General features: G+C 36.6%; 10 protein-coding genes. 5 read left to right on the forward strand and 5 right to left on the reverse strand.

Annotated features, from left to right (window positions below; all coding sequences use genetic code 11):
- Positions 1 to 45: 45 nt before the first annotated feature.
- The 3 genes from ACZ1GR_RS00525 to ACZ1GR_RS00535 all read right to left on the reverse strand — a co-directional run bounded on the left by ACZ1GR_RS00525 (position 46) and on the right by ACZ1GR_RS00535 (position 3,227).
- Positions 46 to 876 carry a helix-turn-helix domain-containing protein gene (locus ACZ1GR_RS00525; RefSeq protein WP_472610327.1) on the reverse strand — a complete coding sequence of 277 codons (831 nt, stop codon included), beginning with the start codon at positions 874 to 876 and terminating at the stop codon, positions 46 to 48.
- 118 nt (positions 877 to 994) lie between these two features.
- The gene (locus tag ACZ1GR_RS00530) at positions 995 to 2,113 is read right to left on the reverse strand and encodes a GTP cyclohydrolase (RefSeq protein WP_472610328.1); all 1,119 of its coding nucleotides are present in this window, start codon (positions 2,111 to 2,113) and stop codon (positions 995 to 997) included.
- Positions 2,114 to 2,264: 151 nt separating this feature from the next.
- Positions 2,265 to 3,227, reverse strand: a complete 963-nt coding sequence (locus tag ACZ1GR_RS00535) for a transporter (protein ID WP_472610329.1) — start codon at positions 3,225 to 3,227, stop codon at positions 2,265 to 2,267.
- Positions 3,228 to 3,312: 85 nt separating this feature from the next.
- On the opposite strand from ACZ1GR_RS00535, the gene ACZ1GR_RS00540 reads away from it, so the two are divergent.
- From ACZ1GR_RS00540 to ACZ1GR_RS00555, 4 genes are read left to right on the forward strand one after another with little or no spacing between them, the layout of a single operon-like run.
- A complete protein-coding gene (locus tag ACZ1GR_RS00540; protein ID WP_472610330.1) occupies positions 3,313 to 3,570 on the forward strand; it encodes a DUF4834 family protein in 258 nt (85 codons plus the stop codon).
- A gap of 24 nt (positions 3,571 to 3,594) precedes the next feature.
- A complete protein-coding gene (locus ACZ1GR_RS00545; protein ID WP_472610331.1) occupies positions 3,595 to 6,033 on the forward strand; it encodes a YfhO family protein in 2,439 nt (812 codons plus the stop codon).
- Positions 6,033 to 7,319: a glycosyltransferase family protein gene (locus ACZ1GR_RS00550; RefSeq protein ID WP_472610332.1), complete on the forward strand. Its 1,287-nt coding sequence runs from the start codon at positions 6,033 to 6,035 to the stop codon at positions 7,317 to 7,319. Before ACZ1GR_RS00545 ends, ACZ1GR_RS00550 begins: the two co-directional genes overlap by 1 nt.
- A complete protein-coding gene (locus tag ACZ1GR_RS00555) occupies positions 7,304 to 8,761 on the forward strand; it encodes a lipopolysaccharide biosynthesis protein (RefSeq protein ID WP_472610333.1) in 1,458 nt (485 codons plus the stop codon). The genes ACZ1GR_RS00550 and ACZ1GR_RS00555 overlap by 16 nt, the downstream gene beginning before the upstream one ends.
- Before the next feature lie 365 nt (positions 8,762 to 9,126).
- On the opposite strand, the gene ACZ1GR_RS00560 is transcribed toward ACZ1GR_RS00555, so the two are convergent.
- Positions 9,127 to 10,350 carry a hypothetical protein gene (locus ACZ1GR_RS00560; protein WP_472610334.1) on the reverse strand — a complete coding sequence of 408 codons (1,224 nt, stop codon included), beginning with the start codon at positions 10,348 to 10,350 and terminating at the stop codon, positions 9,127 to 9,129.
- An 88-nt stretch (positions 10,351 to 10,438) separates the two neighbouring features.
- On the reverse strand, positions 10,439 to 10,867 hold the full coding sequence (locus ACZ1GR_RS00565) for a hypothetical protein (RefSeq protein WP_472610335.1): 429 nt from the start codon (positions 10,865 to 10,867) through the stop codon (positions 10,439 to 10,441).
- 146 nt (positions 10,868 to 11,013) lie between these two features.
- On the opposite strand from ACZ1GR_RS00565, the gene ACZ1GR_RS00570 reads away from it, so the two are divergent.
- Entirely contained in the window at positions 11,014 to 12,030 is a 1,017-nt protein-coding gene (locus tag ACZ1GR_RS00570) for an alpha/beta fold hydrolase (protein WP_472610336.1), read from the forward strand.
- Positions 12,031 to 12,240: the final 210 nt, after the last annotated feature.

Consider the following 12,240-nt stretch of genomic DNA (forward strand, 5'->3'; position numbering starts at 1 on the left):
TAAGTACAAATTAAGAAAGTTATAATGAATTGTGATAGTAAAAAATTAACCTTGCCGGTCTAAAGGAAAAAAATTTGGTTCACCTTTATTGTAATCTAATTGTAAGAACTCTTGAGGATTAAATCCAGAAAATTCTTTAAATTCTTTAATAAAATGTGATTGGTCTGAATAGCCGAATTCATGAGCAATCTGCGACCAAAGCAAATGCTGTTTATTTTGTATTTGCTTTAGAATTTCGTTAAACCTGAAAACACGATGAAATATTTTAGGTGTCAATCCAAAATATTTTTTAAACTGACTAATCAAATGCTTCTGTGTTTTAGGGTAAGTGCTAACAATGTTATTGCCTTCAGATATGGGATTGGTCGATAATTGGTTGAGGATGGATACAAGATTTAAATCTGGCACCTTATCATAACCAAATTTATCTACCAACCAATTTTCAATAAGTTTAAATTTACCGATTACCGCTTTCGTTTCTAAAACCTGGTCTCTTAGTTCTAAAATGCTACCACCAAAAAGTGTGTTGGCATCTACTACCAAATTATTTAGTTGATATATAGGCTTATGTAAAAAAGGATAGGCTCCGCTAGATTTAAATTGTACTACAAGCATTTCAGAGTTTTGATGCGCCGAAATTGAAAGAAACTTTTTTTGCATGCCCGAGACCCATGCATTTTTAAAACTTCCATTTGGTTCTAATGTTTTACTATCATAAGTATGTCGCTCAATACCATCTAACTCAATTATGAGAAAAATATGCCCTGTGGGTACAACGCGCTCAATAGAGTGTTCAGGCCTATATCCCTTATAGTAAAATATAGACTCAATATAGTCTAGTAACGGTTGTTCTATATGGTGCGATTCAAATATCAAGATACCTTAAGTTTAATTTACAGTTTCTGTATTTTTTTAAAGAATCAGTCCCTTGTTAAATCGAATACAATATATCTTTATGCTTTTACATATTTTTACAATATATCGATTCCATTTGCTACAAAGCTTTTCTATAGGTTCTTCTACGTTTATGCGTCCACGGATCAAAATGTTTCCAGATTTGTGCAATGGCGGTATTTTCTTCTAACTCTGGCGTACGTATACATTCTACAATACCTTTTTCTGTAAAGGTTTTATGAAATTCATTAAAGATTATAGCCGTTACTCCTTTATTTTGATATTCTGGGTGAACACCAATGAGATAGAAAGTAACATTTTTACTGTGCTTTCTTGCTCGTAGTAAATGAAAGATACCAAAAGGGAATAATTTACCTTTTGCTTTTTGCAGGGCTTCTGAAAATGAGGGCATAACAATGGCAAAAGCAACAAGCTTATCATTTTTATCAATAACGAACTTGATATATTCAGGATTTATAAAACTGATGTATTTCTTTTTAAAGTATTCTTTTTGAACATCGGTAATTTTTACAAATGAGGCTAAGCTTGAGTAACTGTCGTTAAATAAATCGAACATACTATCTACCCATGGCATAATAGCTTTACTATTCGTAAAGTTCAATTCTCTTAATTCGTAACGCTTTTTAATGAGCATGTTTGCCTTGGCAAAAGTCTTTGGGTCGGCATTGGCAAACAAAAATTTATTTTCTAAATACTCCTTTTCTTTTATAAAACCATGCTCCTCAAAATGAGATTGGTAATAGGGGTGGTTATACCAAGTGATCATAGTGCCAATATGGTCGAAACCATCTATCAAAACGCCTACTTTATCAAGGTTAGAGAAACCCACGGGCCCTTCCATATAGTCCAGTTGCTGCTCTTGCCCAATCTCGTTAACCTTTTGCAGTAGGGCTTTCGAAACTTCAAAATCATCTATAAAATCAAACCAGCCAAAACGCATTTTTTTAAGCTTTTGTTCTTTGACCTCTATCCAATTTACAATTGCTGCGACCCGACCTACTATCTTACCTTGTTGAAAGGCAAGGAAGAATCGTGCCTCTGCATTTTTAAATGCTGGATTTTTGGTCTTATCAAAAGTTTCTAGTTCGTCTTTAATGATGGGAGGTACCCAATACTTGTTGTCTTTGTATAGCGAAAAAGGGAATTTTACAAAAGCCTTAAAATCGGCAGGGGATAGTACTTCTTTGGTGGTGACCATGCATTGTAGTTTGTGAATGCCAAATCGAGCGCCGCCGAGAAGTTTTTAATATAAAATAGGTACCATTCTCGACCGCGCTTGAATTGACACTTTGATTGCCTTACAATATTAAGGATATTAGCGAAGGATGAAAAATGAATATTTCTCTGATTTAGAAGTCCAGCTCGTTTTTCTTCTTTTTCTTTTTACCTTTCTTCTTCATGCTCTTCTTCTTGATTTTACCGCTACTGTCGTCACTTTTAGTTTGGATCAATTCATCTTTATGAAAATCCAAACGATAGGAAAGTCCTGTAGAAGCAAATATGCGAGAAGGAGTGGTCTTAAAACTTCCACCAAAATTAACATCAACTTGAAAATTGGGACTAAACAAATGCGCAATACCACCACGCAGTAATAAATCATTATATCTATCACTATTAATACCTTGATGCTCCACAAAAACACTCCACTTTGGGTTTTTAAAGGCATGCGATAATGAAACGGTATAACTTAATTCAGGGAAGTCCGTAGTGATTCTATCATAAGCGATATTAGAAATTAAGACCAGCCTTGGCGAAAGTGCACTTTGCAATGCAACCATACCACGATAAGAAATTGTGGCATCTTCTCTATAAAAAGGATTTTCACCCAAATTAAAGGTAGCACCACCATAAACCGAAACCGCCGGAATCAGGTTTTTCCATTGAAATTTATTATTGGCCCTCCAACTATATAAATTAGGCTTATTGGCTTCTGGGTTTTTAAAAGGATCGAACAATAAGTATTTCAAACCAATTCTGTTTCTTCTAAAATCCGTTCTGGTTTCTTCAAGGTTCAAATTATTAAAGGTGATGTTTTGATTTATGTAGGTACCTTCATAATTTAATTCAAGTTTCTCTAACAATAGTCCGTAACGTAGGGAAATATCTCCACCTAAGACTTGAGAATCATAATTGATATCCGAATGGTCTTGCATTTCATAGAGCAAACCGATTTCTGCCTGCACCACATTTTTGCCAACAGCATATGCGCTTACCGATACCCCTGGTCGGTTTGAATTTATGACGTCCGTATATTGGGCGGCACAAAAGAGAGGTAGAAATAAAAAGAGAAAAATATTTTTTTGAAGGGCCATAGCACCGATTTTAATACTATTTTATGAAACTTTTTGTGGGTTTGAGATACTTACAATGTAATTTTGAATCAATAGCAACAGTAATATGGTTTTACTACAAACGATTTTAATACTAATCTTAGTATACTACGGGGTTAAATTACTTTTAAAGTGGTTAACGCCGAAGTTTCTTAACTATGCGGTCAAAAAGACGGAAGAACGTTTTGGACAACAATTCGGTAATTTCGATACCCATACAAAATCGCAACAAAAAGCACAGACTCCTGGCCATAAAAAAAGCAGGCCAAAATCTAATCCGTCAAAAAAAGTTGGAGAATATATAGATTTTGAAGAAATTGAGTGATCTTTGGTTACTCAACAGCATTCTATGAAGCTTTCCGCTAAAGCAATCTTTACCAATTTAATTGTCATTGCACTTTTTATAATTACGGCACTGGCATACTTTAATCCGGTCTTACAGGGCAAGGCTATCTTTCAGTCAGATATTGCCCAGTACAAGGGTATGGCCAAAGAGCGTAATAACTTTAAGGCGAATACAGGCATTGAGTCGTATTGGACCAATAGCGCATTTGGTGGTATGCCAACCTATCAATTAGGGGCAAACTATCCCCATGACTATGTAAAAAAGCTAGATCGTTTAATCAGGTTTTTACCACGCCCGGCAGACTATCTGTTTCTTTATTTTATCGGCTTTTATATTCTTATGCTTTGTATGAAAGTGGAATATCGCCTTGCAGTACTCGGCGCGCTGGCTTTTGGTTTCTCTACCTATCTTATTATCATTTTAGGTGTAGGGCATAATGCAAAAGCACATGCCTTGGCTTATTTGCCCATGGTTTTAGGGGGAATTACGCTTGTTTTTAGAAAAAAATACCTGCTCGGATTTATTTTAACGGCTATTGCCATGGCCTTGGAAATAAGTGCCAATCACTACCAAATGACCTATTATTTTATGCTGTTGGTGTTAATACTGGGCTTGGTGTATTTGATTTACGCAATTAAGGACAAACAGCTAAAACACTTTTTTACTTCTGTTGGCATTTTAATTTTAGCGGTAATATTGGGAATAGCCACCAATGCAACCTCTTTGATGGCCACGAAAGAATATGCGGATTGGAGTACCCGCGGAAAATCGGAACTTACCATTAATCCTGATGGTTCGGCAAAAGAAATCAAAGATGGCCTGGATAGAGACTATATTACCCATTACAGCTATGGAATAACGGAATCATTGGATTTGTTGGTGCCTCGAATGTTCGGAGGTTCTAATCATGAGGATTTAGGGAAGGATTCTAAAGCTTATGAGTTCTTAATTGGGCAAGGTCTGCCACCCACACGTGCAATAGAGTTTTCAAAAGATTTGCCCTTGTATTGGGGTGACCAACCAGGTACTTCCGCCCCGGCTTATATCGGGGTCGTGCTATTTTTCTTGTTTCTTTTGGGCGTATTCTTGGTAAAGCGAAAGTTTGTTTTGTGGCTTGTAGGAGGCACCATCTTGTCCCTGTTTTTATCTTGGGGGAAAAACTTTCCAACGCTCACCAATTTTATGATAGATTATTTTCCGCTGTATAATAAATTTCGAGCGGTCTCTTCAATTCAGATTGTACTTGAATTGTGCGTTCCTATTTTAGGAATTCTAGGTTTGAGGGAGCTGTTTAAATCTTCGGTAAAAAAGAAGGCAAAAATGAATGCCTTAAAACTTTCGGGCATCATAACTGGTGGAATACTTGTCTTAATTTTCGTAATGAAAGGGTTCTTTGATTTTGAAAGCTTTAGAGATGCCAGCATGGTACAAAGAGGTTTCCCCGAAGATTTAATGGCCATGATAGAGCGGGATAGAGAAGCTGTTTATGTTAGTGATACGATACGTTCTTTAATCTATGCGTTACTTACTGCTGGTGTCCTCTTTTTATTTTTGAGGGAGAAACTAAAAAAGAACGCAGTAGTTATTGCTTTAGGTGCCCTTATTTTGTTTGATTTGGTCGGGGTAAATCTTCGGTATGTGAATAAAGATGACTTTGTAAGGGCAAGAGTTGTCGAAAGACCTTTTCAGGCTTCTGATCTTGACAATGCCATTCGTCAGGATAAAGAAATATTCAGGGTTTTTGATCCACAAGAAGGGGTGAACGGAGCTAGAACGTCTTATTTTCATCAGTCTCTTGGCGGTTATCATGCGGCCAAACCGGGTAAACTAGAAGATTTATTTGAGTATCACCTTTATGATAATAATGTAGAGGTACTGAATATGCTGAACGTAAAATATATTATTCAGCAAGACGATGAGGGAAGAAGCTTTCCTGCGGTCAATGATGATAGAAATGGCAATGCTTGGTTTGTCCAAAAAATTGAACCAGTCAACAATGCCGATGAAGAAATTCAAGGTTTAAAAGGACTAAATTCAAAAACGACTGCAATAGTCAACACAAGAAGCTACCCAAGAATTACAAAATTGTCTTATGAGGTGGATTCCCTGGCTACAACAAAATTGGTGGACTACAGACCAAATTATTTAGAATACAAGACTTCCAATACGAATGAGGGGTTCGTTGTGTTTTCTGAAATGCATTACCCTAAAGGATGGATTGCCACAATAGATGGTAGAGAAGCAGAACATATTAAAGTCAATTATGTCCTAAGGGGGATGAAAGTTCCTGCAGGTGAACATACTATTGTTTTTCAATTCAACCCAGAGGTGGTTAAAATAGGAAGTCAAGTGGCACTAGGAAGTAATATTGTACTAGCCCTTGTAATTTTAATTGGATTGGTATTCACCGTTTGGAAACCTAAGCGTAAAGCGAAGGAATAATGCAAAAAATTCTCATCATAGCATATTATTGGCCTCCGGCTGGTGGGCCAGGGGTACAGCGTTGGTTGAAATTTGTAAAATATCTGCGAGACTTTGATATTGAACCTATAATTTATGTTCCAGAGAACCCGAATTATCCCATAAACGATTCTTCTTTAGAAGCTGAAATTCCCGAAGGAATCATAATACTGAAACAACCCATTTTTGAGCCTTACAAACTTGCTGCCATATTTTCAAAAAAGAAAACGCAACGCATCAGCTCGGGTATCATTCAAAAACACAAAAAGCAATCGTTTTTAGAAAAGACATTTTTATGGATCAGGGGGAATCTTTTCATACCCGACGCCAGAAAATATTGGGTAAAACCATCAATAAAGTTTCTGTCCGATTTTATCGAAAAAGAGGACATTAAAACGGTCATTACTACTGGGCCTCCACACAGTATCCATTTAATTGGGTTGGGTTTAAAACAGCAAAAAAGTATTACTTGGATTACTGATTTTCGTGATCCTTGGACCTCTATTGGCTATCATAAGAAGCTAAAATTGACAAAATCTTCACGTCAGAAACACAAAGAATTGGAAAAGCTTGTTTTGAGTACGGCAGATAAAATTGTGGTTACAAGCAATAACACTAAAAAAGAATTTGAAAAACTAACCAATAAACCTATTCAAGTTATCACCAATGGCTACGATGGTGCCGTGGTCAAAACTGAATTGGATAAAAAGTTCAGTATTGCACACATTGGTTCGTTGCTAACGGATAGAAACCCTGAAATACTTTGGAAGGTTTTAGGTGAATTGACCAAAGAGAATGAGGCTTTTAAGGAAGCACTTGAAGTTCGATTGGTTGGGGTAGTTGGCAAAGAAGTCTTTGCTTCGTTAAAACAACATGGCTTAGCGTCTTTTGTGGACGAATTAGGTTACTTGGCTCATACTGAGGTTTTAGAACTTCAGCCCAAATCACAAGTATTGTTATTATTGGAAATCGATTCAGCTGAAACACGTGGAATTCTACCGGGTAAACTCTTTGAATATTTAAATGCTAAAAGGCCAATACTCGCTATTGGTCCGGAAGGATGGGAAGCTGCTGAAATTATAAAAGAGACAGATTCTGGGGTAGGTTTGGTTTCAAATGATGAGTCCGCCTTAAAAAATGTACTTTTAGAATGGTTTGAGCTATATCAAAACGGAAAATTACAGCTTAATCCGAAAGGAATTGAAAAATATAGTAGAAAAGAATTAACCCGCCAATTCGCCAATTTTATTAGATGGGAATCGTCTTAAAACAGTCGCTTAAGAATACCACCATAACTTATATCGGCTTTGCTATTGGTGCAATCAACATCCTCTTTTTATATACCAAAATACTACCTGATGAATACTATGGTTTAGTAGGTGTAATTCTCGCTACGGGTGCAATTTTGATGCCTTTGCTGGCATTCGGAGTCCATAATACTATGGTTAAGTACTACAGCAATCAAAAAGAAGAGGAGAAAGACGCTTTTCTGACCATGATGCTGCTGAGTCCTTTGATTACCCTAATTCCGATAGCATTTACTACTTGGTTTTTTTATAATGAGATCGGTGAATTTTTAGCACAAAAAAACTCAATCGTAAAGAACTATGTTTGGCATATTTTTTTGGTAGGTTTTGCCCTAGCTTATTTTGAAGTGTTCTACGCTTGGTGTAAAGTACATCTGAAATCGGTATTCGGTAATTTTTTGAAAGAAGTATTCGCGCGGCTCTGTATCATGATTTTGTTAGGGCTTTATTATTTCGAAATTATTTCACTTGACTTCTTTTTAATGGCCCTAGTCGGGGTTTACCTTATAAGAACTTTGATCATTAAATTTTATGCCTATAGTTTAAGAACTTTAAAACTAGACTTTAATTTTCCAAAAGAAACTAGACAAATACTGGGTTATAGCGTATTGATAATTCTTGGTGGTTCTGCTGCGCTAATTCTATTGGAAATAGACAAAGTAATGATCAATCAATTTATTGAGATTGAAAATGTTGCCTATTACAGTGTAGCGGTTTTTATTGCAACCGTTATTATTGTTCCTTCCCGGGCGATGCACAATATTACGTATCCGCTTACCGCTGAACTGTTGAATACGGCTAATTTTTCAGAATTAAAGAAGTTATATCAAAAAACGTCTTTAACGCTTTTCATCGCTTCAGGGATACTCTTTCTTTTGATTATTTTGAATTTGGAGGAACTGAATAAATTATTGCCAGAAGCATACCGAGGTGGATTTTATATTGTTTTGCTTATTGGTTTGGCCAAAGTTTTTGATTCGTTATTGGGTAATAACAACGCCATTTTATACAATTCAAAATACTATAAAACCGTGTTGTTGTTTGGGGTATGTCTTGCTGTTTTGACCATTCTTTTAAACTTATGGTTGATTCCCAAATTAGGTCTAGAAGGTGCTGCTCTGGCAAGCTTTATCGCTATTTGTCTTTTTAATCTTTTAAAGCTCTGGTACGTGCACGTGAAATTTGAAATTCAACCGTTTACAATTGCAACGGGTAAAGTTTTCGCCACCTTAGCCGTATTGGGCACCTTGTTCAGTTATTTGTATTTTTCGTTTCATCCAATCTTAAATATCATCCTTAAATCTATGCTCCTAGTGGTGATGTACGTAGGCATTGTATATCGGCTTAGAATTTCTGAAGATGTGAATGGGGTCATTTCTAAGCTTTTTAGAAAGCGTACATAGTTATATGTTCTCAACACCAAACGGTGTCATTTCGAGTGGATTTTACGCTAAAGCGTAAAATATGTAACGAGAAATGGTCAAGTTCTTTTGTCGGGTTGTCGATATTATTTTTCGTTCCTCAAAATCACTCGAACAGGCAAAAGACCTGTAATTATTTTCAAGATTTAATTCGATTACGCAAATCTTTTATTTGCTATCTCATAAAAAACCCCGTAGCGGATAAATCCAACTACGGGGTAACAACTAACCAACCTAAAAACTTCGATTAACCCTATTTTGTAATTGCTTTGGCAAGAAACAAAACAGTTGGTGTTTCGAATGCTGAGCGGAGTCGAAGCATCTTTAACTCCGCTGAGCAAATTCTGTTATTGTATTCTAGAACTTCTGCTTCTAGAACTTGTACCTGAACTTCTTTTTGAAGAAGAACTTCTACTTACTGTTTTTCTTTGAGGAGAACTACTACGTTTAACCGTCGATGTTCTTCTCTGAGGCGTACTTCTTTGAACACTTTGCGTTCTTTTCTGAGTACTTCTGTTGCTTACAACACTTCTCTTCTGCGCAGCCTGTGGCTTTCTGTACGTTGTTGTACTTCTGCTTACAGTTCTCTTTTGAGGTGTTCTAGTAACTTCCCTTTTTGTTATGGACGTACTACGTGGCGTTCTTGTTACCGATCTTTGGGTAACACTATTACCTCTATTTGATCGCTTCGTTACGCTTGTACCTCTATTGGAACGTTGTACTACATCATTTCCTCTTCGTACATCTCCTTGTCTTGTAGACTTACCTCTAGATATCGCAGATCTGTTGCTAGAGCTACGTCCGTTATCGGCAAACCTTCTATCAGATTTCGAGATTCTATTGTCATTTCTGCCATAATCACCTCTACGCCCCCTGTTTTCTCTAACCGTTACGCGATTATCATTACGGTAAATATTAGCTCTTCTAGACCTGTCGTATCGGTATTCTCTACCTCTGTTTACATAAGCCCTTCTAAAATTATCTCTATAAGGTCTGTACCATGTATAACGAACTGGGTTGTACCATCTTCTATAAGGTGTTGTCCATACATTACAGAACCCAACGGCCGGTCTGGCAAAATACCTGTGAAACGGACGGTATACATAGTTTCTGTTATAAATGTTTATGAATCCTGTATAGTGGCTAAATACACCTCCATTGTAAAAGACATTAAGACCACCGATTCTACGAACCCTATTATTTCTGTACCATACATCTACACCACCTATTTGTGATACACGACCGTAGTAGTCATAAAATACAGGTACGTTTTCTACTTGAATTATGGCTCCGTAGTCATCATACTGTACAAAGGGATTGTAATTAAATCCAGAATTGAATGTGATGCCGACATTACCAACTCTTCCTCGTACACCAACATTTACTTGATTGTCGATGTAGAAATCAAACTCTCCGTCTGGATAAACAGAGAAGGTTACTCCATTTTCTACGAAGATGAAGGAGTTATTATAACGATAAGCATTAACAACAACCTTATCTTCTAGTGTTTCAGCTTTGGTCATGGTTGTACCAAAAAAGACCGCTGCAATAATAAGTACTAACTTTTTCATACTATAAGGTTTAAATTCTGAAAGCAACTATTTACTTTCCGATTAGGTAATACCAAACAGCGTGCCAAAAAAATTAACTACTTTAAAATCAGATATTTAAGTTGTAAATAAAAAGCAAAGTATAGACTACTGCGAAGAAAACGAACAGTAGATTCATACCATAACCTCCATATTTAAAGAGTGGTTTTTGCGGAATTTGATACATGGGGTAATAGGCAATTTGTGTTGCCACTTTACCTACCCAATAAGCACCGATAAGACCTGTTAGCGCCAAAGCAAGATTGGTTTGGTTCTTTAGGTCTGAAGGGATTAAGATGGCGATAAGCCCAAACGAGAAGTTTAGTCCTTGAATATACCTACCGTAAGTTTTAGCAATTTCTTGGTTTAAGGGTTTTAGCTGTTTTACATCAGTATACCAATCAAATACTTTATGTCTTATATACGGATAAACCAAGGCGGTTAAAATTTGACCAATGCCGCCCGCGATGATAATCCAATTTGGTATTTCAATGTCCATCACATTTCTTAATTACACTAAAAGTACTATAGATTTCGTAATCTGAAGTTTGGCTTTAACTTATTTCTAAATAATCTAGTTTTATCAAGGTTTTTCTTTGAAATTAGCGGTTGGAAAATGTATTTGACCAATAAAAACAATTTTGAATGCTGAAGAAAATTTTAAAAAAGACCTTTAAATATATAGGTATTCTAATAAGTTTAATTGTTTTGGCAGGCTTAGCGTTTAGAGCATTTGGCCCTGAGGCACACCCTCCCATGGGAAAGCTCGTTAATGTGAATGGGATTGATTTGCATATTCACCCAACCGGAATAGAAAATGATAAACCAACTGTTATAATAGAAGGTGGAGCGAGTTCTTCAACAGAATACTATCATTGGTTAAGTGAAGGACTAAAAGATAGTTTGCGAGTTGTGCGTTACGACCGAGCCGGAAATGGATATAGTGAACAAAGTGATGTAACACGCAGTGCAGAAACAATTGCAAGAGAATTGCACCAACTACTGGAAAAGGCGGGAGAATCACCGCCTTACATTTTAGCAGGACATTCTATGGGAGGACCATATATACGCGTTTTTGCAGAATTATATCCAGATGAAGTTGAAGCGCTAGTTTTTATAGATGCCACACATCCAGAACAGGTAGAAAGGTTAAATGCTGCGAAAAAATCATCATTCAGGTTTAAGACTACACTTTTTTTACTGGGTACGGCTTCGTTTTTGGCAGATTTAGGTATTGTAGGACTTTTTGAAAGTTTTTCAGGGCCATTATTGGCTGGAGACGGATTACCAGATGAAATTAATGCTAGAACAAGAGACTTTTTACTTAATGGAAAACGAACAAGAGCATATAAGAATGAAATTGAAAGCTACCATTCTGCACTAGAGCGGGGGGGCAAGACAGATGATTTTGGTACATTGCCTATTCGAGTTTTCACCGCGATAGCAATTGATAAAGAGGCTTACCGTAAAAATGGTATTGACCCCGATAAGTTCTTAAACGAGACCATAGCAGCGCAAAAAGAGTTTGCCCAGCTTTCAACGAATGGAAAACAATTTTTTGTTGATGGAAATCATCAAACTATTTTTACAAAAAAAGAGAATGCAGATATTATTACTAAAGAAATAATTAGGTTGATAGCAGAAATGCAAAGTGATAATTAGAAATTTATAGGTACACATTATAGATTTTTCAATCAAAGCTTTGCTTCTCATTTCGAAATGACTTAGGGCAGTGTTTTGGTCATTTCGAGCTGTCACGCTGAGCACTTCGACTAGGCTCAGCACAGGCTCTGTCGAAGCGCAGTCAAGATAGAAGTGTAAACTAGTTTCAATGCCACACTGAGCCCGCCTGAGCGGAACGGGCAGGCCCGT

It is taken from the genome of Croceitalea sp. W27 (genome assembly GCF_055693185.1).